This window comes from Alteromonas sp. 76-1 (assembly GCF_900654235.1).
GTDB classification, from domain to species: domain Bacteria; phylum Pseudomonadota; class Gammaproteobacteria; order Enterobacterales; family Alteromonadaceae; genus Alteromonas; species Alteromonas naphthalenivorans.
This window is the reverse complement of sequence record NZ_LR136958.1, coordinates 789758-816230: the sequence shown is the minus strand read 5'-3', so window position 1 is coordinate 816230 and position 26473 is coordinate 789758. Positions and strand designations below refer to the sequence as shown.

18 protein-coding genes are annotated in these 26473 nt (G+C 44.2%); 5 read left to right on the top strand and 13 right to left on the bottom strand.

Annotated features, from left to right (window positions below; genetic code table 11):
- Positions 1–84: 84 nt before the first annotated feature.
- Positions 85–1311 carry a PQQ-dependent sugar dehydrogenase gene (locus ALT761_RS03430; protein WP_129736563.1) on the bottom strand — a complete coding sequence of 409 codons (1227 nt, stop codon included), beginning with the start codon at positions 1309–1311 and terminating at the stop codon, positions 85–87.
- 88 nt (positions 1312–1399) lie between these two features.
- Between ALT761_RS03430 and ALT761_RS03425 the strand changes: the two genes are divergently transcribed.
- The 4 genes from ALT761_RS03425 (at position 1400) to ALT761_RS03410 (ending at position 8177) form a co-directional block, all read left to right on the top strand.
- On the top strand, positions 1400–1870 hold the full coding sequence (locus ALT761_RS03425; RefSeq protein ID WP_129736561.1) for a hypothetical protein: 471 nt from the start codon (positions 1400–1402) through the stop codon (positions 1868–1870).
- 200 nt (positions 1871–2070) lie between these two features.
- The gene (locus ALT761_RS03420) at positions 2071–3639 is read left to right on the top strand and encodes an AMP-binding protein (protein WP_129736559.1); all 1569 of its coding nucleotides are present in this window, start codon (positions 2071–2073) and stop codon (positions 3637–3639) included.
- Between the two features lie 139 nt (positions 3640–3778).
- Complete coding sequence (locus ALT761_RS03415; protein WP_232043526.1) at positions 3779–7090, top strand: hybrid sensor histidine kinase/response regulator; 3312 nt, start codon at positions 3779–3781, stop codon at positions 7088–7090.
- On the top strand, positions 7083–8177 hold the full coding sequence (locus tag ALT761_RS03410; RefSeq protein ID WP_129736557.1) for a response regulator: 1095 nt from the start codon (positions 7083–7085) through the stop codon (positions 8175–8177). Before ALT761_RS03415 ends, ALT761_RS03410 begins: the two co-directional genes overlap by 8 nt.
- A 137-nt stretch (positions 8178–8314) precedes the next feature.
- Here ALT761_RS03410 and ALT761_RS03405 read toward each other — a convergent pair whose 3' ends face one another.
- The 12 genes from ALT761_RS03405 to phoB all read right to left on the bottom strand — a co-directional run bounded on the left by ALT761_RS03405 (position 8315) and on the right by phoB (position 24444).
- Positions 8315–9640 (bottom strand): tetratricopeptide repeat protein, encoded by a 1326-nt coding sequence (locus ALT761_RS03405; protein WP_129736555.1) that lies wholly within the window; start codon positions 9638–9640, stop codon positions 8315–8317.
- Positions 9641–9644: 4 nt separating this feature from the next.
- Positions 9645–10253: an energy transducer TonB gene (locus ALT761_RS03400; protein ID WP_013785411.1), complete on the bottom strand. Its 609-nt coding sequence runs from the start codon at positions 10251–10253 to the stop codon at positions 9645–9647.
- 3 nt (positions 10254–10256) lie between these two features.
- Positions 10257–10664 carry an ExbD/TolR family protein gene (locus tag ALT761_RS03395; protein WP_013785412.1) on the bottom strand — a complete coding sequence of 136 codons (408 nt, stop codon included), beginning with the start codon at positions 10662–10664 and terminating at the stop codon, positions 10257–10259.
- A 29-nt stretch (positions 10665–10693) separates the two neighbouring features.
- A complete protein-coding gene (locus ALT761_RS03390) occupies positions 10694–11212 on the bottom strand; it encodes a MotA/TolQ/ExbB proton channel family protein (RefSeq protein WP_013785413.1) in 519 nt (172 codons plus the stop codon).
- 2 nt (positions 11213–11214) lie between these two features.
- Complete coding sequence (locus tag ALT761_RS03385) at positions 11215–12582, bottom strand: MotA/TolQ/ExbB proton channel family protein (protein WP_129736553.1); 1368 nt, start codon at positions 12580–12582, stop codon at positions 11215–11217.
- Between the two features lie 13 nt (positions 12583–12595).
- Positions 12596–13354 carry a DUF3450 domain-containing protein gene (locus tag ALT761_RS03380; RefSeq protein WP_129736551.1) on the bottom strand — a complete coding sequence of 253 codons (759 nt, stop codon included), beginning with the start codon at positions 13352–13354 and terminating at the stop codon, positions 12596–12598.
- 155 nt (positions 13355–13509) lie between these two features.
- A complete protein-coding gene (locus tag ALT761_RS03375; protein WP_013785416.1) occupies positions 13510–16206 on the bottom strand; it encodes a TonB-dependent receptor domain-containing protein in 2697 nt (898 codons plus the stop codon).
- Between the two features lie 95 nt (positions 16207–16301).
- A complete protein-coding gene (locus ALT761_RS03370; RefSeq protein WP_129736549.1) occupies positions 16302–20375 on the bottom strand; it encodes a hypothetical protein in 4074 nt (1357 codons plus the stop codon).
- A gap of 207 nt (positions 20376–20582) precedes the next feature.
- Positions 20583–21392, bottom strand: coding sequence for a 2OG-Fe(II) oxygenase (locus ALT761_RS03365; RefSeq protein ID WP_129736547.1), 810 nt, complete (start codon positions 21390–21392; stop codon positions 20583–20585).
- A gap of 24 nt (positions 21393–21416) precedes the next feature.
- Positions 21417–22379 carry a PstS family phosphate ABC transporter substrate-binding protein gene (locus ALT761_RS03360; RefSeq protein WP_013785419.1) on the bottom strand — a complete coding sequence of 321 codons (963 nt, stop codon included), beginning with the start codon at positions 22377–22379 and terminating at the stop codon, positions 21417–21419.
- A complete protein-coding gene (gene phoR, locus ALT761_RS03355) occupies positions 22380–23681 on the bottom strand; it encodes a phosphate regulon sensor histidine kinase PhoR (RefSeq protein ID WP_129736545.1) in 1302 nt (433 codons plus the stop codon).
- A gap of 73 nt (positions 23682–23754) precedes the next feature.
- Entirely contained in the window at positions 23755–24444 is a 690-nt protein-coding gene (gene phoB, locus ALT761_RS03350; RefSeq protein ID WP_013785421.1) for a phosphate regulon transcriptional regulator PhoB, read from the bottom strand.
- Between the two features lie 202 nt (positions 24445–24646).
- Between phoB and ALT761_RS03345 the strand changes: the two genes are divergently transcribed.
- Positions 24647–26383, top strand: a complete 1737-nt coding sequence (locus ALT761_RS03345; RefSeq protein WP_129736543.1) for a sensor histidine kinase — start codon at positions 24647–24649, stop codon at positions 26381–26383.
- Positions 26384–26473: the final 90 nt, after the last annotated feature.

Here is a 26473-nt window from a genome sequence, read left to right as displayed (position 1 = left end):
TCGTATTTATGGTCTAACCAGATGAAATAATAAACAATAATGTTGTAAATTTACAATATTTAATAGCTCATGGATTGAATATGATTAGTCTGGGCGTGTTACAGCATCAAAAGAATCAGGTGGCAGTAACTGTATTAACTCGGCACTTTCCCCATCAGTCAACGCATAAACACCACCATCGCGCCCTACTGCAACATCACGAACCCTTTGATTTATAGAAGAAAATACCTTTCGATACTGAAACGGTTGACTTGATAAATCTACAGCGTAAAGCGCCTTCGCTTTTAGGGCAGAAACAAGCAAGTGGTTAGTGAGTGTGGGGAACGCATTGTGGTTGTATACCGCCATGGATGATGGCGCTATAGATGGTGTCCAATCTACGAGTGGATCCACCATACCCTCATAGTGATTAAACGGGGAAATGGTTGCCCCCGAATAATCTTTACCTAGCGTAACCACCGGCCAACCATAATTCATTCCAGGCGTAAGCTTGTTTAACTCATCACCGCCATCCGGGCCGTGCTCATGCAAGTAGACATCACCATTTTGCAATTTCACTAACCCTTGTGGGTTCCTGTGCCCTAAGGTGTAAACAAACGGTGCATTGTTAAACGGAACATTTGAGACGGGCTTTCCATCTAAAGTAAAACGAAGCACTTTCCCTAACTGTGAACTTAATACTTGGGCCTGCTCCCGATAATCGAAACCGTCACCTGTGGTTACCAACCAAGTACCATCTTCCATGGCTACAAGCTTGCCACCAAAATGCACTGGCGTAGCCTTGCTGTCTTTTATTTCTATTACTGGTGTTAGTGCTTTAATTTGCCCATCATCAGTCAAAACGCCCCGCATCACTGCCAAACGATTAGCGTCGTCGGTGCCCTTCGAGTACGAAAAGAGAATGACTTTCGAGGTGCTGAAGTCGGGAGAAAGTGCCATGTGCAGCAGGCCGCCCTGCCCTTTTTGATACAGCTGCGGAAGTGGCAACACTTGGGAAAAAGAAGGTTTATCAGAACTAACCACTGTAGAAGGTACGGTGACAATTCTGCCATCGCGTTCGGCCACTAACCAACGGCTATCGGGCAATTGAAGAAGTGCTTTCGGGTAATGCAGAGTATCGGCGATGACCCTCGTTATTGCTGTATCCGAAGTTTGTACTTCAAGAGCAACTTTACCCGACGTATCTGCTGAAACACCGTTGACCGACAATAAGCTCAAGCACGTGAACATCATCAAGGTTAGATACCGTGTAGGTCGTTGTGCTTGGTTTTTTATACTACCAGGCATTTCGAACCCGCTTTGGATAAACATAATTTCCTTCCCCCTATTTATTACGCTACCTTAGCATGCAATAGTAACTTGAATGTTATAACACCTTAAAATAGCGAAAAGAGCGGTTATGTGGTCTTTTATCAAAAGTTTTCTTCCTGCGTGGTTAGTAGCCTTTCTATTGGCTAGCAGTTTACACACATTCCAAGTATTAGATGCACTGTCCAATCTTGGGGTAGTAATTACCCCCTCTGAGTGGCTATCTACCGCATGGAAGGATGCAATAGGCTTGCTACCCACTTATGGCATTATTATCGCTATCGCACTGTTACTTGCATTCAGTGTTGTCACTATTATTCGTAAATACGCCATGAAGCAGAAGGTTACAAAACCTCGCGTTATTGCGTTAACGAGCATAGCCGCTGCAAGTAGCATCGCCGTTGCATTGCTTGCTATGCAGCCCATTCTTAACGTCACACTGATTGCAGGTGCTCGTGGGTTCGATGGTTTCTTACTTCAATGTTTCGCAGGTTTAATAGGCGGTTTTATTTATGGCTTACTACGAGTAACTAATACGTCGCGTCCGCTATCAACGCGCTAATAGCTTCACACTCCCCAGCGCGAACACCACGCTCAAACCACACCTTTTTGAACCTATTCAAATCTATTCAAGTCGTCAGCAATCATCACTGAGGTGAATGTTTAGCTATAATGTAATAGGTATGTAAATAAAAATGAACATTTGTTACTGTATCCGCATAGTCATCTTTCATTGAAACCTCTCATTCAGGATAAAGCATTATGTTAACGTACCCAGAAAACGTTACTTGCCTGGCCGACAATATTGAAGCCGTTCTTACTAAGCATGCTGACAAACCGGCGTATACCGCACTAGGTCAAACGCTAACCTTCAAGGAAATAGACGAAAAATCTGCTGCCTTAGCGCGCTACTTCACTCATGAAGCCAAACTAGCAGCCGGCGACAGAATTGCTATTCAGCTACCTAACCTCATTCAAAACCCTATTGCCGTTTATGCTGCCTTGCGCGCGGGCTTGGTAGTGGTTAACACTAACCCGCTTTATACCGAGCGGGAAATGAAGCACCAATTTACTGATAGCGGCGCAATAGCATTGGTGATCTTAAGTGATTTACTGCCTAAGTTTGATGCCATCAAAAGCGACACTCAAATTAAAACCGTTGTTGCTACTTCGGCAACGGAATTATTAGATGCTGCTACGGCTCCGGCTATAACGGGTACAGTGTCATTAACCGATGCGATTAAAGCTGGTGCAGATTTGCCTGGCGTAGTCAGACCTAAAACAGAGTTTGAATCCCTTGCCATGTTGCAATACACGGGAGGCACCACAGGGGTATCTAAAGGCGCAGCCCTTAGCCATAAAAACGTCATGAGCAACAGCGTTCAAATGCTCGATCACCTAGGCGGCTTTTTCAAAGAAGGTGAGGAGGTGGTTGTTTGCCCCCTTCCGTTGTATCACATTTATGCTTTCACCGTTTGTATGATGGCGCTGTTCGCGAAGGGTAGCCATATCGTGCTTATTCCAAATCCTCGCGATATAGACGGTTTTATTCAAACCTTAAAACCGCACAAAATTACGGCGTTTGCAGGTATTAATACGTTATTCGTTGGTTTGGGTCGTCACCCCGAATTTGCCAAGCTCGACTTCTCAAAACTGCATTTAACGATGTCAGGCGGAACTGCGCTTACCCAAGGTGCCGTGTCTATTTGGAAACAAGTAACGGGTAATACGATTACTGAAGGTTACGGGTTATCAGAAACCGCCCCCGTCGTTTCTTTTAATCTGCCTGGCGAGGAAGAAATTGGTACCGTTGGTAAACCACTGCAAGATACTGAGGTAGCTTTGCTAGATAGCTACGATAACCCAGTAGGCGAAGGCGAGTCAGGGCAAATTGCGGTTCGTGGACCACAAGTGATGCTGGGCTATTGGAACAGAGACGATGAGACAGCAAAAGTCATGACCAAAGATGGCTTCTTTAAAACCGGTGACATCGGCGTTTGGGTTGAATCAGGGGCACTTAAAATTGTCGACCGTTTGAAAGACATGATTATTGTTTCGGGCTTTAACGTTTACCCGAATGAAGTAGAAGATGTGCTCACAGCTCACCCCGATATCATGGAAGCCGCTGTTGTTGGCAAGCCAGATGATAAGTCGGGTGAGCGAGTATGCGCGTTCATCACCGTCAGCAAGCCCGTAAGTAACGATGACATCATTGCCTTTTGCAAAGAAAGCTTAACCAACTACAAAGTCCCTAAGGAACTTACGGTTTTAGAAGAACTCCCTAAATCTACTGTTGGGAAAATTCTGCGTAGAGAGCTTCGTTCAGCCTAAATTGTCTTGGCGCTAATTGCCGTTAATATGAATAAAATCAGGTTATTGCTACCAAAGAATAACCTGGTTTGTTTGCTGCAATACCATTTTCATTCTATACATAATCTATTAAGCCTAACGTAAGTCTGCTCCCAACGCTGTGAACTCTCTTTTAATCAAGCAAATCAAAGCTGCATTCTCTTGTGAAAACAACGAAGAAGGCGAACTTTGGCTAGACGATATACTTAATAAAACCTCTTTGTTAGACAACCATGATGCATCCCGCCTTACCACGGGCCTTAGTGCATTGCTCGCCTCTATCGACAATACATACCGCCAACATGGTCTTGAAGCAGAAGGTGAGACAACAAGCGGCGGTTATGCACGTCAAAATAATATGGGCAGGCCACCTGCAGCTCAGGGGCAAACCTCGCCTCAAGAATTAGCGACCATAACCGGCAACCTTGTTAAATCGGTAAATACATTATTAACAGCGCAAGCGCGACCAGAAATTGATGACGATATTGCTAGCTTAACGTCGCTGTCCACCTTGGTATTAGACTTAATTACTGAGCAACAACATAAAGAGAACGACATGCTGATCCAAAGGCGAGCTATGGATGAGCACAGCATAGTTGTCACGCTCGACTTAAATGGCACTATCTTAAGCGCTAATGATAAATGTTGTCAGCTATCTGAATTTACTCGAGACGAGCTTATCGGGAACAGTGCGGATATGCTCAATGTAAATAATGTCCCCCTACCAACGCGCCTCACCATTATTCAATCCCTATTTAAAGGTGAGATTTGGCACGGCGAGCTTCAAAGTATCACGAAATCCGGCACCCCTTGGTTCGTATTTTGTACCATTGTTCCCAACGTTAATGAACAAGGCCGCGTTGAAAATCTCGTCGTACTCTGCACAGATATTTCCAATCAAAAAAGGTTAGAAAAAAGGTTAGAGACAGGTAGGCAGTTTTATCAAAGTATTACTAACAGCATCGGTGAAGGTGTATATGCCGTAGATGCAACAGGTAAAACGCAATTTCTCAACCCTGAAGCATCTCGTTTGTTGGGGTGGGAATTAGCAGATTTACAAAGCCACAGGTTCCACAATGCTGTTCATTATCAAAAAGGAGATGGCACACTTTTATCTCGAGATGAATGCCCTGTAAATCAGGCTATTTGTGAGGGAAAAACCTATAGCTCTGATGAAGACTTCTTTACCGATAAGCTAGGACGCATCTTTCCAATTTCAATTATTGCAGTTCCCCTTGAAGACATTCATGGCAACCCCAACGGCCATGTTGGTGTGTTCAGAGATATAAGTGATCGTAAAGAGTTGGAGCGTAAACTACAACATGCTTACAAAGAAGCCGCTAATGCTAACAAGGCCAAGGGAGATTTTTTAGCGACAATGAGCCACGAAATTCGCACCCCTATGAATGCCATTATTGGCTTAACCCATTTAGCACTTGAAACCGATAATCAGTCGCAGCAACAAAGTTACATGACCAAAGTGAAAGGCAGCGCTACCTCGTTGCTTACGCTAATAAACGGCATTTTAGATTTTTCGAAAGTTGAAGCCCAACAAGTTGAATTGCATCGTGCTGATTTCAACCTTGCCGATATGATGAACAAGCTCGCACAGGTGTTTCAACATAAAGCGCGCCAGAAGCGTTTACAGTTACTATTCGACATGCGCTTAGACACAGACGTTACCTGTAAGGGTGATAGCGACAAGATTTATCAGGTATTGGTTAATTTATTGGGAAATGCCATCAAGTTCACTCGTCACGGATTCGTTAAATTAACCGTCAGTAAAGAAAGAGACGCCCTTAGTTTTTGTGTGAGCGATACAGGTATAGGCATTGATGCCGACAACAAAGAAAAACTGTTTAACGCCTTCGTACAGGCCGATGCGTCTATTTCAAGGGAATATGGCGGTACTGGATTAGGCCTAGCGATTAGCAAGCGCTTAGTTGAACTGATGCATGGTGAACTTGAATTTATCAGTGAGCTTGGTAAGGGAACGCAATTTTGTTTTGCTGTTCCGGAATTGGTTCATGAGACGGCTAATGAAATTAGCCGTGAAAAAGTGAAGTTAGCCGTGCCCCTACCGAAACTGAATCACCCATTACTGTGTGTGAATACAAGTCAGGATATGGATGAAGCGAACAATATTTTAGCACACACACTGTCGCGACTCTCCATACCTTGCAGCTTTGTTAACCCAAATACAGATGCGTTCCCAGTTACGCGGCATGATGCAATGGTGTTGCTTCCCGCTAAGCCATCAGAATGGCAAAAATTCGTCAACCATATAAAACTTGGTGAATATGAAAATCTAAACCTAGTGTGTATCGTGACCCCCATCGACACCGAAGAAGCTAAGCGTCGATTACAATCTGTCAAACTCAACACGCTTAATATTATAGAGCTACCTTTTACCGATAATGACGTCTTGCGGGAATTAGTTCCTACTTCAAATACCAAGTTACCCACCCTCATTGATGGGCTAGAAAGCAAGATATGGCGCAAGCGACGACTAGCAGGAAAGCACGCATTGTTGGTAGATGATGACAGTATAAGTCTTGAAATAGCGCAGCAAATTTTACTTGATGCAGGCTTGAGTGTGACCACAGCAACCTCTGGTGAGCAAGCTTTGGCACTGGGAAATAGTAACGACTTCGACGTGGTACTACTCGATTGCATTCTTCCAAATAAGAGCGGATTCACTGTTGCTGAGGAACTAAATAATTTAAATGGCTGGCACTGCCCTATCATTGCACTTAGTGCTGATGGTAGCAGCGAAAACAAACAAAAGTCGTCTAGCGTTGGTATGTGTGCCCACTTGGTAAAACCCGCAAGCGCAGCTGAAATATTACATGTCATCGACATCAATATTCACACTTCTGTCAATTTAAACAACATGCATGACAGTGACGATCCCTTCCTTATTTCCTTGGCTGAATTTTACTCGAATTACAAAAATGCAGAGTTACTCGCGCAGCTTATTAATATTATGATTGAGAATGACGCGAAGCATGATGCTATTAACTCGCTATTGGCCGATGCTAAAAAAATAGGGGCTGATACTTTGGTTACTGCGTTAGAAAGGCTACCAAACAGCCTTGAAGACAACACTAATTATGCGCATAAAATATCGAACATCTCATTCGCTTTAGACGCCACTCTTCGACTTATTGCGCATACGCTTTCATTGCCAAAAGAGTATGATGATGAAGAAGCAGGAGAGGTATTATCTATCTCAGATTTGTCAGCGGTGATCACAAGCCTTGAGTCTTACGATGCCGAGGCAGTATCTCTGCTTTCAACGCTTTACAACAAACATGCATCATCAGCATCGGCACATGCACTAAACCATGCAAGGCAACTTGTTAGTGTTTACGATTACAGCCGAGCACTTGAAGAACTTTTACGCCTTAGGGATACATTGCTAAATGGCTGATAACCAGAAATCGAGAAAAACGGACTTTAGCATTTTAGTCGTTGACGACGAGCCAGCAAACATCGATTTATTGCAGGGTATCTTGTCGCCTTATTACCAAGTAAAGGTCGCGCCTACTGGGCAGATTGCATTGAAAGTCGTAGAGCAGTTCACCCCTGACCTTATTTTACTCGATATCATGATGCCGGGTATTGATGGTCATGAAGTATGCAGACAGATTAAAACTTCCCCAGAGCTTGCCCCAAGACTGGCTAAGGTGCCTATCATCTTTGTTACGGCTTTGGGCCAAGGTCAAGATGAAGAGAAAGGATTTGAATTAGGGGCAGTGGATTATATTACTAAGCCTATCTCACCGGCCCTGGTGCTTGCTAGAGTAAAAACTCACATCTCGTTAGCACACCAAGTGAGAGTAACTGAACAAGAAGTTAAGATCAGAACTCAAGAACTACTTCGTAGTCAGCAAAGTGCTATTAGCATGTTGGCCGCAGCCGGACATTACAACGATACTGACACTGGCCATCACATCTGGCGCATGGCCGCTTATTGTCAGTGTTTAGCATTAGCCTATGGTTGGTCACCTGAAGAAGCCTCTTTGCTGGCACAAGCCGCGCCTATGCACGATACCGGAAAAATAGGTATTCCTGATAATATTTTAAAAGCCCCTAGACGACTTACCTTTGATGAAATGGAAGTCATGCGCACGCATGCGGCAATTGGCTATGAAATATTAACCCGCAGTAATTCGCCCTTGTTTAGCTTGGCCGCAGAAATTGCGCGCTATCATCATGAAAAATGGGATGGCAGTGGCTACCCTAATTCATTAAAGCGTGAACAAATTCCAGTAAGCGCACGCATTGTGGCAATTGCAGATGTGTTTGATGCCCTGACCATGAAGCGGCCCTATAAACAAGCGTGGCCAGATGAAGAAGCATTTGCCTACATTGAAAGTGAATCGGGCAAGCACTTCGACCCGGAATTAGTGTCCACTTTTTTGTCTATCAAAGAAGACGTGATGAAAACTAAAGTTTACTGGAATGAACTTGAAGCTAGAAATGAACTCCCCTCCATTGAAGCCTTTCTTCCCTGAACCTTTATTCTTGGCGCCTTCTGTGAAAGGCACTAATAAGCGAAGGCAGTCCATATAGTGCAAACAAAAACGCCGCAGGCTCGTTTAGATGCCTGCGGCGTTTCGACTACCACGTATAAACGTGCTCACTGTTGCGTTTAACTATTGCCAAGCTCAGTTTCGATGATTTCAGCTTGTCTCTTTTCAGATTGAACAAACTGTTTCCACTGCTGTGCCATAGCTCGGCTTTTCTGATGCTTTTCAGCTTCAGCAAGCTGGTTAAGCGCAAGTGCGTACTGCTTTTGATTATAAAGGGCCATGCCTTTAATCAAATACACCAAGCCTGGGTTACGCATCTCACCTTTTTCAACGGCGCGATCTGCCGCTGCAATAGCCTCATCCCAGCGTTGTTCGTTAAGTAGAATTTGCGCTAACTGAGCATCTAACTCACCATCTTCTGATAATTCTGCTGCTTGCATCATCACCGGAATGGCTTTGTCTTGCTCTTTGGCTAGCGTCCAGCTTTGGCCTAAAAACTTAAGGTTTCGAAGGTTTTCTTCCAGCACGCCTTCTTTCATGGCTTGTTCCATCAACAATGCACCTTTATAAGGAGCACGGTGATAGTAATAAAGCTGTGCCATGTTGAAGATATCCGCTGGAGATTCTACAAAACCCTGTTGGTAAGCTGTTTCCATAATCGCAAGCTGCTTACGCTCTTCACCTAACTCGCCGTACATACCAGCCAGTTGTATCCAATATTTCGGTTCGCTGTAAAGCTTTACCAGCTTGATCAAAACATCTTTTACTTTAGCAGGCTGCTTAAGTTCATAGAACACCGCGCGTTGAAGAATAAGCCATGCTTCATCGGGCAACATGCCTTCTGCTTCATGTTCTTTAATGGCTTGTGTTATCCAATCAGCTGCATCATCGTAACGCTTGTTCTGATAATACGCCTGTGCTTTTAACACCTTATTTTTAGGTGGTATAACACCGTCGTTTAATACTTCCCAACGTTCGATAAACTCAATCGTTCTGTCGTAGTTACCTTGCATCAAATGCAACTGCGCTAAGCTGAAAAGTGTCGACATTTCGAACTTCTCAGGAATAGGTTGCTGGTTAACCACGTTTTCAAACGACTCTAACGCTTTGTCGTAATTTTCATCGTTGTAGTAAATAAAGCCGAAAAAGTTATACATCATGGCTTTTTCGTAGCTATTCATCGAGTCAGCTTTTTCTTCTACCTCTTTAAGAATAGCAATAGCTTCTTCTACATTCCCTGCATCATCCGCGGCTGACTGTGCTCGCGCTAACTGCTCGTAAACCTTTCCACGAAGTGTAGGCACACGACGGGTTTTCTTATCACTGGCTTTTTGTTCCTGAGCAACTGCATCACCGGCAACCAACAGAGTAGGAACAGACACAGTTGCGCAAACAACTGCAAACGCCAGTGCACTAAGCAATGTATTCGTTTGTTTTTTTCTCATGTCATTATCCGTCTATCTGGAAGGTAATACGGTTTTGAATACCAGAGACTTCCGTGGCTTCGCCATTTACCACTCGCGGCTTATACTTAAACTTCATTGCGGCATCCATTGCTGCTTGTTCAAATATACCTTCTGGGTTGGCTTCTATCACGATAGGATCTCGTACTGCGCCTTGCTTAGTTACCGTAAATTCAACAATAACAAAGCCTTCGATACCACGTTGCAAAGCACGACGAGGATAAACCGGCGCCACCTTAACTATAGGTAAATACTCGCCATCACCAGACTCTAGGGCTAACCCGCCGTCTAGTGAAATATCATCACCAACATCTGCACCGAAGTCCATAGACGTCCCTTCCGCATCCGGAGTAGGTGAGTCCATTTGAGGTTGCTCCATTTGCGGTGGCGGCTGATCTGGCTTAGGCGGCTTCTTAGGCTTACGATCTTTTTTCTCGACCTGTTCGTCCTGCTTAACCCTAACAAAGTCAAGTACACTACCCTTTGGCGGTTCCGTTAACGCACTGCCACCCATCTTGATGAGTGATTGCATCAAGAAGAACAGGCCTAACGTGATCGCAAGGGATATAACAAATGCGATTATATATCGTGGCATGATTTATGGCTCTTGAGCTGCAATCGAAACATCAAAAACACCTGCCGCACGGGAGGCATCCATAACTTTAATAAGGGTTTCAGTGGTTGATTCTTTATCTGCTTGAATCACAACGGTACCCTGCGGGTTTTCAGCGTGAAGACGCTCGATGTTCGCCTGTACTGCACGTTCATCTATACGACGCTTATTGATCCAAATTTCGCCTTTATCAGAGATAGCGATAAGAATGTTAGCGCGGTCTTTTTTAACAGCAGTGGCTGCTTCAGGACGGTTAACATCAATACCCGCTTCTTTTACGAAGGATGCGGTTACGATAAAGAAAATCAACATGATAAATACAACGTCCAGCATGGGCGTCATATCGATGGCTGCTTCTTCTTCATCAACTAGGTTTTGAAAATGTTGCTTCATAATTTTTACCTTACCTTAATGCCGTAGCATTAACGTTGAATAGTCAATGCATCCTCAAGATGCGTGCGTTCAGATTTCACCATACGGTTAAGCCATGTAGAGGCAAATACGCCTGAAAGTGCACCAACCATGCCCGCCATAGTGGGGATAGTGGCTTTCGATACGCCTGATGCCATAGAGCGGGCGTTACCCGAACCTGCAATGGCCATCACATCGAACACTTCAATCATACCGGTTACCGTTCCCATCAAGCCAAGTAGCGGACAAAGCGCAACCAAAGACTGAATAATCGGGATACTACCGTTAAGACGCATAGTTAACTGTGAAATCGTTTTCTGACGAACTTGCTGTGCAATCCAAGAAGCGCGGTCGTTACGTGCAGTCCACATAGACACCGCTTCTTTCTTAGCTTGCTTATGCCAAATCATCAGATACATGGCACGCTCGAGGATCAAAAGCCACATAACGAATATCAGCAGACCGATGACCAGGAGAACCTGGCCACCTGTTTCTGTGAAATCGCGAATTGCTTCCAGAAACTCGATCATGATTAGCTCCGCTCTGCGCGCTCTGCAATAACGCCAGACGCTTGTTCTTGAAGAATGTATACGATGTTCTTAGAACGTGTATTTAGCATGGCGTATAGCAAAGTCATTGGAATAGCGACTACTAGGCCAAGAACCGTTGTAACTAGTGCTGTTGAAATACCACCCGCCATTAGTTTCGGGTCGCCTGTACCAAACAAGGTAATTGCCTGGAAAGTATTAATCATACCGGTAACTGTACCAAGTAGACCCATAAGCGGTGCTACCACTGAGATAATCTTAATGATAGTAAGGTTACGCCCTAGCTTAGGCACTTCGCCTAAAATGGCTTCGGTAAGGTGAAGCTCAAGTGCTTCAACATCAGCATTTGGATGCTCATCACGTACTTTAAGTACACGGCCTAGCGGGTTGTTAGTTTTAACTTCTTTGCTCTTAAGTTGCTTGTTCACTTTCATGCGAATAAGCGACAAAGTAATCAAACGCTCTATGGCTAGTAGTAAACCAAACGCACCAACGATAAGGATAATGTATCCAACCACGCCGCCCTGCTCTACACGCTCTTTCAGATTAGGCGCTTGAACTAACAAACCTAGAATTGAACCACCCGTTGGGTCGATACCAAACTGAACAAGTTCACCGCTTGCCGATTCTTGAAGTTCTGCAGCAGAGCTGTTGTAACGGTCAGCAGGCTGACGGATAAGTTCTGAAACCGTACCAGTCACACCGTTGTATTCAAGGTATTTACCGTCAGCAACTAATGCGAAAGGTCCTACGCGCACCACTTCTTTTGATACTTTCTGGCCACCCGCTTCAACTACGTCAGTAGTGAATTTGGTTACTTTACCTGACTCAGTCATTTCACGTTGCATTTCAAACCATACACGCTCGATTTCTTCGATAGAGGCAAGCTTTGAGCTAGAGCCCATGTCTTGAGCCATCTTATCTAAGAAGTCTGAGCGGCCTGAGATTTGCGCCGATACTACTGAGTTATAGAATTTATTTTTTGTGTCGCCTGCAATTTGCTGTAGTACACCGAACAATTCTTTTAATGAACCTAAACGTGTATCTAGTGCACCGTTAAGGTCAGCTAATTTGAATTCATTCTCTTCGAATTGCGTTTCAAGCTGTTCTGATTGAGCTAGCATTTGGTCACGACGAGCACGGGTGTCACGCAATACTTGATCTTGCTCAGCACGTTGAGCGATGAAATCGCGCTCACGTTGTTTATTTTGCTCAGACTGGGCAAATTGACCTTCTTCTAGCTGCTTAAGCAGTGCATCAAGGTCCATTGCGCGGTCGTTCTGTGCTACTGCACCAGCGCTTAAGCTAAGGGCTACTAGGCCAAAAGCGATACGTTTTACTGAATTAAACATTCTCATCAACCTCTTAGTCTGTGATAGCCACTGGTAGCATTAATAAGTCTGGGGCAAGTTGTTTCTTCGCCATGCGCAGACCTTTTGTAATTTGTGTGCGGTAGCTGCTGTCTAGCTCTTCCCACTGGCGAGTTTGCTTGTTCCAAACACCTTGTGAACTAGCATCACGAGTTTGATAAATAAGCGCTGTGCGACCTAGGCGCAAAAACTCAACGTCACGCTCTTGACCATTAATAGTATGCAAACCACTGTAAGCTTCCATGGTGCGGCCGTAGTCCATCTCAACTTGGTACGCTTCCATTACACGACGGAATTTTTCAGATGCGGCAACATCTGCGCGGTCCATCATGGCTTTCAAATCCATTACGCGGTTTTTACGTTCCTCAGGAAGGAAAGGTACGTCTAGAGCAATGAACTGCTCCATGCCGTCAATCATGCGCATCATCAACGGGGTGATCTGACGCTCAACAACCGATACTTCATCGATAGCGGCGTTCAAATCATCCATTTCTTGTTCTTGGCTATTAATTTGCTTACGAAGTTGGGTGTTATAAACATCCAAACCTTCTATTTCTTTCATCAATGTTTTGAATTGCTGAAGTTTGCTGTCAATCTGATCGGTGATACCGTTGATTTTTTCCTGCGACTTCGCAGCAGATTCATTAATTTTCGCCGCCTCATCGATAACGGGATTTAGTACTTCATCGTCTTGTGCTAGTACAGGTGTCGCCACAAGCGCGCCTGCTATAAGCAAAGAATTGATAAGCTTCATACATTCAAACCTTTAAAGTTAAAAGAAATCGGGATTACCGACTATAAAATTCTGGGCGTAGGATAGGAGTTTTCCATGACAGTTTTATTACACAACCGTCACATTCAGTAGACTATCGCGCAATAAAAAGCCCGGATAATTCCGGGCTTTTTAAATTAGAAGTCGTACTTCACGCTAGCGCTAATGCCTGTGCCGACTGATTCACGGCGTAACAGTAGCCCTTCCTGTTCAATTTCTTTATCCTCGTTAAGGATATTTTGAAACTTAACCTTAATCGTAGTATTGAAATCTGGATAGTAGGTGTAAACAAAATCTAAAGAATGGAAAGGGTTTTCAATACCATCTTCAAATCCGCGAACACCTGGCGCAATAATACGTTCACCAAACGAGTTATACACCAATGAAGCCGAGTGCTCTCCATTGTCTGAATCCCAACCTAGTTGAAGGTTAGCAACCCACTCTGAATGGCCCACTAAACGACGCTGGTCATTAGTAATAGTCGCTGTAATAGTACCGCCATAAGCTTCACGAGCTTGCTGTGAGAACAAAGAGTCTTGATCACCGCTGCCAATAGTCACTTCTGAATCCGATACAGTCATGTTACCGGATATAAAGAAGTTGCTCATTGAATCGCTGACGAAGCTAAGGTCGTGTAAAAACTCGACTTCAAGCCCGTACAACTCACCTTCTTCACCGTTAGCGGTAAGTAACTGAGGTACACCCTCACCACCATCGAACTGAACCATCTCGATAGGGTTTTCCATGTCTTTATAGAATAAAGCTACAGATACGTTATTCCCCTGAGACATATACCATTCCCAGCGAACGTCTATGTTCATTAGCTCTGTTTCTACCAAAGATGGTGAGCCACGAACAAGGAATTCGGTAAGCGGATCGATAAAGAATGTGGTGCTGATATCACGTAAATCAGGACGAATTAACGTTTGGCTGATGTTGAAACGATACTGCATTTCATCATTAGCGATATACGTCAACGCGAATGAAGGTAGGATGTCATCTTCGTTGTAAATACTATCAACAATTTCATCTGTCTCTGCTGCAAACTCATTCGAGTGTTCAACATAAGGGACTGAAATTTGCTGGAACTCTTCCCAACGTGCGCCACCACTTAGACGCCATTTCTTATCGATAAAGGCATCTACCATCAAGTAACCGGCAGTCAATTTACTTGCTGCAGAATACTTATCACCTTCACCGGTATTGTCTTGGAATAACGAGCTACCGGTTGAGCTTGCGTAGAAGTCTGGGTTATTAATATTTTCTTCTGAGAAAATATCATACAGACGGTTACCCACTTTAAACTCATCATTGATACCAAAATGACGAATAGCTAAATCGATATTAACGGCATCACGAGTTTTCTCGTAATAGTCGAAACCCGCTTTAATTTCAATATCATACCCGTCTCCATAGAAGGGGGTAGAGACATTAAAACCATAAGTATCAGATTCATCTTGAAGGCTTTGATATTGACGGTTTAAGTTAGTCCCTGAAGTATCATCAATACGTTCAAGCTCTAACGCACCTGCGTCGTCATAAAATAACTGGTAAGTGACTTCCATAATATCTGGCGCTTCACGTGAGGCACGACTTGTACCTGCATACCAATCAAAGAATACACCGTTAGCAATGTCAAGGAAGTTGTGGGTTCCTTTCAACTGTGACGATACCATTTCACGCTCTTCGAAAATGATATCCATACGGCTAAATTCTTCAACGCCTACCGTTGTTTCACTGTCGTCGAAGTATTCGCCATCGCGCAGGCGGTCGCGCATGTCATGCAGCATCATATTAACAAGTTCAATTTTGTGGTTGCTATTTAACTCGTAGCCCACGTTGAACATGCCGCTCCAACGAACATTTTGCTCGGTAGAAATCATGTCACGATATTTAGTAAAGCGCGGATTATCTTGTCCGCCACCAATATCATTACCCAATTGCTCTTCGGTAATTGACCATTCATTACTGTAAGAAACCGTCGCGAGAAAACCCAATACACTGTCATCGTCAAACGTGTAACGATTACCTAAGGTTGCGCCAAAATTGAAGTCTGGGTCGGCAGACTTACTTTCAGGGCCAATATCCCAATTGAACGAATTTAGTATTTCTTGTGTTTGCGCTAACGTGCGTGAAGAATCACCTTCAAACCCATCTGAACCAGAAGCCGCTAGGTTCGATGCTATGATAGACGGTAAGGCACGTGTTCCATCATCTCGTCCAGTCCAATCGTCGCTTCCACCGTCGTAGAAAAAACCATCGTTACTGTTTTCTGAATTCCAACCTGCTCCACCGGACACACTGAAAACAAATTCAGTAGGGATAGATTTAGTGCGAATATTAACGTTACCGCCACCAAAATGACCAGGCATATTGGGCGAAAACGATTTTTGAACGTTCAAGCTTTCAATGATGCTTGAAGGGAATAAATCTAGCGGAACCACCGAACGCGTTGGATCAGGGCTAGGTACTGTCATACCATTTAACTGTGTACTTGAGTAACGTTCACCCAAACCACGAACGTAGATGAACTTGCCATCTACCAATGTCAATCCAGTTACACGGCGAAGTGCCGCCGCAGCATCACCATCACCGGTACGTGCAATTTGATCTGCACCCATGATATCGGCAACAAACGCTTGGTTTTGACGTTCTTGCATTACCGCTGTTGCTGTCCCTTTTAATCGGGTTCCTGTAGCAACAACTTCTTCAATCACTTCATCTTCTGATTGTTGCGCCATTGCCGTGGTAGACAATAAGCTTGAACCTAGAATAGTAGAAATGGCAAGCGTCAGACTACCTAATTTGAATATTGACGATTGATTATTTTTCATTATGGAAACTCCTATGGGACTGTGGTTAGGAAGACCTTTCAGCACAAAAGCTAAGGCGCGCAAGCGCCTTAGCTTCAATGAATGATGAAAGTTTATTAGTCTTCAAGACCTACAGTTACCCAGCCTAGCGTCCAGTTAGCTTCGCCATCGAATGCACCTTTATAATCTGTGCTATCGAAGAAGCTATCTAGCGTAGACGCATCAAAACCAGAACCAAGTAACGCTGAATCACTGCTTGGAACATAACCGGTTGCATCATCGAAACTTAGCGCGTCAATGTCTGCTACAACGGTGTTACCGTCTTGTGCTTCAAACCATTCTTGGGTTGTTGCCGTACCAATTACGTCAGAACCAAATGCGCTGGTAGACTCACAAGCCACTGTAGAGTGAGTAACAGTAAGTGAAGCATCTGCTGCGTTTGCAATTGATTCATCACCGTTAACGCGTAGGCAGTTGCTGTAGTCAGCGCCGCCAGTTACTACTAAGTTCTTAATGGTTCCTGCGGTACCGTTGCGAAGACGTACGCCGTTGGTATCTGTAGAACCAATAATGGTTACATTAGAAACAGTAGGCGTTGTTAGTGGTGTCCAAGTAGGGTTATCTTCGTTGTTGTCAGCTTCAAATGCATTGTCGCCGCCATTAAGGCCCTGCTTGATAAGCACGTACTGTGCTTTACCCGTCCAACCGAAAGACCAATCTAGTGAGTCATCACCAATGGCAGTTAGCACTAGGTGACTAACGTTTACCGAGCCACCGAAGAACTCAACACCATCGTCTAAGTTTTCGTGCACTTGGATGAAGTCTACTTCTGTACCACTGCCAACACCTGCGAATGAGATACCGTTTAGTTCATCACCAGCAGCAAGTGCTTTACCTGCATGCTTAACAATAACGTAGCGGAAAGTACCAGAGCTATCTTCTGCATCAGCGCCGCCGTATAGACCAGCATCACCTTCAGCAGATACACCACATGATGCTAATTCCGCATCTGAGGTTGCGTCGTCGTCGCCTGTGTTACACAAGTTAGTAGGTGCATTACCTAAGATAACTAGGCCACCCCATTGACCGATAGTAGTTTCGCCACCCGTCATATCTTCAGATGAGGTGAAAGTGATAGGCAATGTTGCAGTACCAGACGCTTCCATTTTCGAACCGCGGCGTACTACTAAGAAATCGTCGCCATCTTCACCAAATACGGTAGTACCGCGTTGGATATAAAGCGTAGCGCTATCAGCGTTATCGTTACCTACAGCAGTGCGGCCTTTAATCAACCAATGAGCATCGTTGGTTAAAGAAACGTCTGCGGTAAAGATAGTATCAGCGGCTAGCTGATACACTGGCTTGTCAGTAATCGCGGCAAAGCTGCCTGAAACGTCAGTGGCCAAACCTTGCTCAAATGCGTTAGTCACATCAGAAGGAATTGAGTCGTTAACAGCAACAGTCCAACCGTCCATCCAGTTGTTTTCGCCGTCAAATGCACCGATGTAGTCAGTTGATGTGAAGAAATCACTGTCTGCAGACATGTCAACACCAGCGCCTAGCAATGGAGAACCAGAGCGAGGTGTGAAGCCATCGGTAGAAAGCATTAGTGCGTCAGCCGTTTGTACACTGTTTCCAGTTTGGCCAGTAAACCATGCTTCTGTTGAACCACCGCCGATTTCATCAGAACCGAAGTTGTCGTCAGTTTCACACGCAACTATTGAGTTTTCTACTGAAAGCGCACCAGACTCTGCATTCGCGATAGATTCAGCACCGTTAACACGTAGGCAATTTGAATAGCCTTCACCCGCAGTAACCACTACGTTACGCAGTGCACCTGCGGTACCATTACGTAGACGCACACCGTTTGTACCCTCGGCACCAACAATAGTTACGTTCGAGATAGTTGGGCTAGTAAGCGGCAACCACGCAGGGTTATCTTCGTTGTTATCCGCTTCGATAGCGTTATCGCCACCCGCAGCCGATTGCTGGATATAAACATTTTGTGCGTTACCAGTCCAACCAAATGACCAATCAAGTGAATCATCGCCAATATCAGTCAACACAATGTTACGAACGCTTACTGTACCACCGAAGAATTCAACTCCGTCATCTAGATTTTGGTGAACTTGGATAAATTCAACTTCAGTACCAGAACCAATACCTGCAAATGAAATTCCGTTTAACTCGTCACCTGCCGCTAATGCGCGACCTGCATGCTTAACAACAATATAGCGAAGCGTACCTGAGTTATCTTCAGCATCTGCACCACCGTAAAGCCCTGCATCACCTTCCGCTGCTACACCACATGCTGCTAATTCAGCGTCAGAGGTATCTGAATCGTCACCCGTGTTACATAAGTTAGTAGGTGCATTACCAAGAAGTACCAAACCACCCCATTGACCAATAGACGTTTCTTGACCTGTTAGGTCTTGAACCGACGTAAAGGTAATTGGCGCGTTGGCCGTACCCGCAGCTTCAATTTGAGAGCCACGACGCACTACTAAGAAGTCATCGCCTTCTTCACCGAAAACGGTTGTGCCTTGTTCAATGTAAAGTACCGCGTTGTCTGCGTTATCGTTACCAACAGCTAAGCGACCTTTAATTAACCAGTAAGCATCGTTAGTTAATGTTACATCACTGGTTAGTGTTGTATCTTCAGCAAGTTCATAAACTGGCTTGTCAGTTAATTCTGGGAAGTTAGCTGATACATCTGTCGCAAGGCCTTGCTCGAAAGCAGTCTGAATATCAGTTGGGAATCCACCGTTTACACCAACCGTCCAGCCTGTAGTCCAGTCTTCACCAGCAGGGTCAAATGCGCCAATGTAGTTTCCACTGTTTGCTAAAGGCGAAGCTGACGTAGGGAAATACCCGTTATCTTCAAAAAGAAGTTCAGAAGGTGTTAGTACACTATTGCCGGTTTGGCCTTCGAACCACGCTTGCGTAGAATCGCCACTAATTTCATCTGAACCAAAGTTGTTTGCGGGGGTTTCACAAGCAACTACCGAGTTAGTGATTGAAAGCTCACCAGACTCTGCATTCGCGATTGACTCGTCGCCATTTACGCGCAGGCAGTTAGCCGCTAATGTAGAGCCGGTAACGACTACATTAGATAGCACCCCTGCTGTACCGTTACGTAAACGAACGCCGTTAGTACCGTCGGCGCTTACAATGGTTACGTTAGAAACAGTTGGCTTGGTAAGTGGTAACCATGAAGGGTTATCTTCATTGTTATCCGCTTCAATAGCGTTGTCGCCACCGTCTGCAGATTGCTGAATATAAACGTTAGTTGCACTACCCGTCCAACCGAAAGACCAATCTAGAGAATCGTCACCAATGTCTGTTAGCACTACATTGCTTACGCTAACCGTACCACCGAAAAATTCGATACCGTCATCAAGATTTTGGTGAACTTGAATGTGATTTACTGTTGTTTCAGAACCGATACCAGCAAATGAAATACCGTTTAGTTCATCACCAGACGCCAAGGCTTTACCAGCATGCTTAACAACAACATATTCTAGTGTACCAGAATCATCTTCTGCGTCGTTTCCGCCGTACAAGCCAGCATCACCTTCCGCAGACACACCACAAGACGCTAGTTCGTCGTCAGACGTTTGGTCATCGTCACCTGTGTTACAAAGGTTAGTGGGTGCATTACCTAGTAATACCACACCACCCCATTGACCAATTGATGTTTCTTCACCAGTAACGTCTTGAATAGATGTCATTACAATTGGCGCTGAAGATGAACCAGACGCTTCAATTTGTGAACCACGGCGTACTACTAAGAAGTCGTCACCGTCTTCACCGATAACGGTTGTACCTTCTTCAATGGTAAGTACTGTTGAATCTGCGTTGTCGTTACCAACTGCCGTACGCCCCTTAATGATCCAGTGCGCATCATTGGTTAACGTCATGTCTTGCGTTAACACTAAATCGTCATCTAAGCGATAAACAGGCTTATCAGTAATTGTAGAGAATTCGCTTGATGCATCAGTCGCCAAGCCTAATGAAAATGGCGTATCAACATCAGGGGTAGTTGGCGTAGTTGGGGTAGTCGGCGTGGTAGGAGTCGTTGGCGTTGCAACAACTTCGTCACCTTCATTAATATTTATATCGCCACCGCAACCTGCAAGAACAAGTGCAGTCGTGATTGCACTGATCTTAAAAACATTACGAATTTCCATTAAATTCTCCAGTTAGATCTTAGTTTGAATTTCAAAGTCCGGTAGAGATTAAATGAGAAGGGTGACATTTTTGTTACAAATGTACATTCAGGTAGAAATATTTGGAACTTTTGTAGATCGCCTTTAATGGCTTAAAGATTGTCTTGTTTTTTAATGGGTTGGAGTGAATTTTGAGTGTTACAGCAACTGGTTATATTGTTAGAAGGACTAATTTCTATCTCGAAACCACTTAGTTATGACGTTTTTATTACCAACGGTCACCGGTTCAGCATAATGCATAGTGTTAAAATTAGGCGCGCCGGTTTGGGTCAAATTATTCCATATCAGTGCTGCGCCTCGGCAGGGCTTTACCGACACGCCGACTTTTGTAAAGTGAGTATGCCCACCTTCCATGCTATCGTCTAAATAAATCATGCAAGTCCATGTCCGCTGCCCCCTTTTTTTGGCATGTTCTAGATACTGAGGAGTGCCTGGTGGGAAGAAATCAAAATGCGGTTTAAAATATTGCCCTTGCTTATAATGTTGCGCTTGAATCACCTCTTTTTCTCCTACGCCCAATCCTAAGAAGCTGACAATACGACTATCTATAGAGGTAACCAACGCGCTGTCCATGAAAGCGAGTTCGCAGGTTGAAGATGTTCTTATCCCCTTTGCAGAAGGCGCACCTGTCAGTTTAGAAGGGGTAAGTTTATTTGCGGAAAGACTAATGACATCTTGGCACTCCTGCCCAGATAAAAAGTTATCAACGCGATAAAGCTGAATTACCTTTTCATCGTACAAACAGGTCACATTGTTAATTGAAAGCTGATTTAAAAAAGTGGGGTATGCGAGCTTGCGATAAAATTCTACATCCCGATCAAAAACATAGTTTGCCGGTAAATTACTGGCTAAAAGCGTGCGAATTGTTTTTGCGTCAAACCCATTTAGGGTTAACTGTTCAGCAATTACAGGCGGTACCGTGCCAGCTAAGAGACTTTTTACTACCCATGTTTTCCAGCGGGATGAAACATGCTCCACAATTATACACCTGCTTTACGCTAACTAATCAACCAACCTACGTTGCCTTAGCAACATATCTTCACGAATTGGAAAGTACCCATCACGAGCGACTTGTTCTTGCCCTTGTTCAGATAGAATATAACGCAAGAACTCTCTTTCAAGGGTAGGCAGTGGCTCACCAGGTTTTTTGTTTATCACCAAATACAAAAAGCGCGAGAACGGATAAGACTCACTACGAACGTTATCTATGGTAAGTGGCACTAACGAATCTTTCGTTTCACCTAACGGCAGCGCCCTTACCCCTGCGGTTTTGTAACCATAGGCCGCATAACCCATAGCGCCTTTTCCTGAGGCGACAGACAGCACTACTGAAGCCGAGCCAGGCTGCTCGTTTACCGTATTTCTAAAATCACCGTCACACATGGCTATGATTTTAAATAGTCCATAGGTTCCTGATACCGAGTTTCGCCCGTACAAGCGAATTGGGGCGCGATACCCATTAGCATCAATGCCTAACTCTGACCATTTATTGATTGGTCCATCCCCACCGCAAAATTGTGTTTGGGAGAAAATAGAATCGACTTGATTTAGGGTAAGCCCTTGTAGCGGGTTTCTGCGTTCCACAAAAATAGCGATAGCATCCATCGCGACTTTAAGGACTAAAGGCGGGTAACCGTGCTTGCGGGTAAAGTCGCGAATTTCACTAGGCTTTAATTCTCGGCTCATGGGGCCGATAGTGGCTGTACCTTCAATAAGCGCAGGGGGCGCAGTAGAAGACCCCGAGGCTTGAATTTGGAAACCCACCTGCGGATAGAGGGCTTTGAACTCTTGCGACCAAAAGGTCATTAAATTCGCGAGTGTGTCTGAACCTACCGAGGTGATCTTTCCTGCCACCCCAGGTTGGCGTTCGTATTCTAGCTCATGGGTAGTTTCAGCCCCCAACGAGCCTGATACAAGAAGCAAAACGGCCACATTGCACGAGGCGATGAATTGCTTTATTCGCATTTAAATTTGCTCCGCAATTAACTCTTTATCAAGCACAAAGGAAAACTGACTGCCCTCACCTAAGGTACTGGCAATGTCTAAACGTGAATTGTGATGGCTAAGTACGTGCTTCACTATCGACAACCCTAATCCTGAGCCACCAGTCTTTCGAGACCGTGCTTTATCGACACGGTAAAAACGCTCGGTAAGTCGATTAAGGTGATTAGACTCAATACCGTCGCCATTATCATGAACGGCAAATTTAGCCCCTTCCTCGTCACCATGCCAATATACATGAATTTCTCCACCAGGTGGAGTGTAGTGCACAGCATTAAATACCAAGTTAGAACAAGCACTTCGCAATTCGGTTTCAACCCCAAACACTTTTAGTCCGGTATCAATATGAAATTCAATGTGGTGCTGTTTTTCTTTATTAAGCGCCTGCGCTTCTCGCTCTATTTGAGACAGTACCGTAGGAATATTCACTACGTTTTCATAAATACGTTCAGAGCTGGCCTCAATGCGAGACAATACCAATAAATCTTCAATCAAATTTTGCATACGATGAGTTTGCGCAGTCATTTCTTTCATGGCTTTTTGCATAAAAGGATCGGCCGACTCATCCACCGGCAAAATTTCTAAATACCCATTAATTACCGTAAGAGGCGTTCGTAGTTCATGTGAAACATTAGCGACGAAGTCTTTACGCATGGCCTCTAACTGAGAAACGCGGGTAATATCACGCGCAATTAATAAAAGGTGTTCGTCGCCATAAGGCATAACCCGATATTCAAAGGTTTTATGCGGGTTGGTTGGCGATGGTACTTCAATAGGATATTTGAAATTTCCAGCATGGAAGTACTGAATAAACTCTGGGTGACGTAGCAAATTATCGAGCCTTCTGCCCGAATCCTGTGGCCATTTCAAGCCCAAATCCAGCCGCGCTAAACGGTTACACCAAATAATACATGCTTTTGAATCCACCACGACCGCGGCATCGGGTAAGGCTTCAGAGCCCTCACGAAATCGCTTCACGAGTTCACCTAGCTCTTTACGCTTATTTCTGTTTCTGCGCTGCAGGTAATAAATGCCTTCGTAAATATGTTCCCACACACCACGCACGGTGGGTGGTGACATTTTACGACTATGCCACAACCAGCGGTTAAGCTTGTATAAATGCCAATAGTTGAAGATAAGCAGCAAGGTGGCGCCAATGGCTACAGCAAATAACATGTCATTCATATACCAACCGATTAGCGCGAATACCAAAAGGTATAGCACTAGTCGAAGGGTACTTCTCAGCCATGAGAACGGGTAGTACATAGTGAATGCGCCCTGAAACAGTGAAACGCGGAGAGCGAAGAGACGCTATCGGCGTCTCTTATCCGCTGAGAATTTAGAGTTTGGTAGAGAAACGGTAACCGGCTCCACGCACGGTTTGAATCATAGCATCATGCCCATGACGAGAGATAGCTTTGCGTAAACGTCTGATATGCACATCAACCGTTCTATCTTCCACATACACATTCGTCCCCCAGACATTGTCGAGTAATAGCTCACGGCTATAGACACGCTCTGGATGGGTCATGAAGAAGTGAAGAAGTTTAAACTCGGTTGGCCCCATGTCTAACGGATCTTCGTTGGCCATAACGCGATGAGAAACAGGCTCAAGTTTCAAGCCGTTAAATTCAATAGGCTCTTCATTTGATGTAGGCGTTACCCGTCGCATCACCGCTTTTATTCGAGCAATAAGCTCTTTAGGTGAAAACGGTTTAGTGACGTAATCGTCAGCACCCGCATCAAGACCGCGAATTTTATCTTCTTCTTCGCCTCTTGCGGTAAGCATGATCACTGGAATATCACGAGTGAACTCATGTTGCTTTAAACTCTTGGCCAATTGAACGCCGCTTCCACCAGGTAGCATCCAATCGAGTAAGATTAAATCTGGGTAAGGTTCACATATTTTTTCTTGCGCTATGTCGTAATCTTCGGCTTCAATAATATTAAAACCAGATTGCTCTAACACAAACTTAAGCATTTCACGGATGGGCGCTTCGTCCTCAACCACCAAAACTGTACGAGACATTATTATTTTCCTGCTCATCACAAAACGCCGCTATTATTAATGTGCACTGTGACACTTTTATTAAAACGATTACATTAATGTGTCAAGTTTTCTACAAAGATGGGTAGTATTTTCTTCATAGCGCTTGCTTGTTTATTCATACATTTACGCATATTCTTGGCAATGAAGGTCAAGTAAATCATAGACAGAGGAATGTTGTTCAATGGCGGCGGTAAAAACTGGGTTATCAAGAAAACTGCTGACAAGAGTACTCTCTGTATACTTCATTCTTACGCTTATTGTTACTGTCGGACAGATTTTCACTGAGTATTTAAGCACCAAAGATCATGTTGAAGACGAATTACAAACGTTAAAAAACACCTTCTCAACCAGCTTAACCCGCGCCCTGTGGGAACTAAACACCGAGCAAGCAAACTCAATTGCAGAGGGGTTATTAGAACTTCCTATTGTTGAAGGCGTGCAAGTTAGAGATGAAAATGGCAATCAAATTGCCGACTACGGTTTAAGTATTCAGCGTCCTCGCTCTCCCATCGAAGAAGAACTTATTGAAGACCACCCAGGTGGTATTTTTAGCTATAGCTTTCCATTAATATTTAAATTTTCCGGCCGAGAATCCACGGTTGGTGATGTCACACTTTATTCAAGTTTCGATACTATTTTTGGTCGTATTGAAATTGGGATCTTTTTTCTTATTGGTAATGCGTTAATAAAAACGACCTTCTTGGTATTTCTTTTTATGACCGCGTTTCGCACCATGCTGTCGGAACCCTTAGCTGAAATAATTCATCAAATGGAAGGGTTCGACCCGCTTCATCCCAACGAAAGTAAGCTTTCAGTAAAAATTAATGACGATAATGAATTACTGCAATTAAAAGAATCCTACAACAACGTTATCGACGATTTAATCGTTTCTAATAACAAGTTGACCAATGCACAAGACCAGCTGTCACATGCCAATAAAAAGCTAGACGATCAGAACCTCATTTTAGAGCAAGAAGTCGCCAAGAAAACCTCTTCGCTTTCTCAAATTATGCTTAGCCTTGAACAGCAAAAAGACGAACTTATCGCAAATCAAAGAGAGCTCCGTCAAGAGAATGAAAATAGGCAGTATATAGAAGACGAGCTTCGTAAAAGAAATGCGGAGTTGGCGAATTCAATGGGAAATTTACAACTTGCCAAAGACCAGTTGGTAGAATCTGAACGCATGGCCTCTCTTGGCGGTTTAGTAGCGGGTATTACCCACGATGTAAATACACCATTGGGCGTTGGCGTGACGGCAGCCAGCTTTTTACAAGAGCGACTCGGTAACTTAAAAACTAGTTTTGAAGAGAAAAGCCTAACAACTAAGAACATGGAAAACTTCATTAATGAAGCAGAACAAACAGCAAATCTTCTCTTAACTAACTTAAATAGAGCGTCTGAGCTTATTGCCAGCTTCAAACAGGTGGCGGTGGATCAAACCAGCGAAACAGAGCGAGAGATAAACCTGAATGATTACATTCGTGACATCATTAAATCGCTTAAGCCAAGCTTCAAGCACAGTAACCATGAGATAGTGGTTAATTGCCCTGAAGATCTTTATATTCGCTGTGCACCAGGTGCCATTGCTCAAATTGTAACAAACATGATTGTAAACTCTTTAGTGCATGGTTTTGAAGATACCAACGATGGCAAAATTACGCTAGATGTAAGTGCTGATAACAACACCATAGAGATGCGTTACCGCGACAATGGAAAAGGCTTGTCTAATGATGACTTGGATAAGTTATTTGATGCCTTCTTTACCACTAAGCGAGGAGAAGGCGGCAGCGGGCTTGGCACCCACATTATGTACAACCTTGTTACTCAGTCTTTATCTGGCCACATTGAAGCGCAAAGCAAACCTGGCGACGGCCTTCAATATACCATTCGCTTTCCTATGAAGGGTAAACAGGCTTAACAAAAATTCTCTATAGCTCCCGTACTATATCCGTTGCACCGCATTCGCTAGCTTGGTACGCTTGCCCACCATTTTTAAAAGAGATAGCCT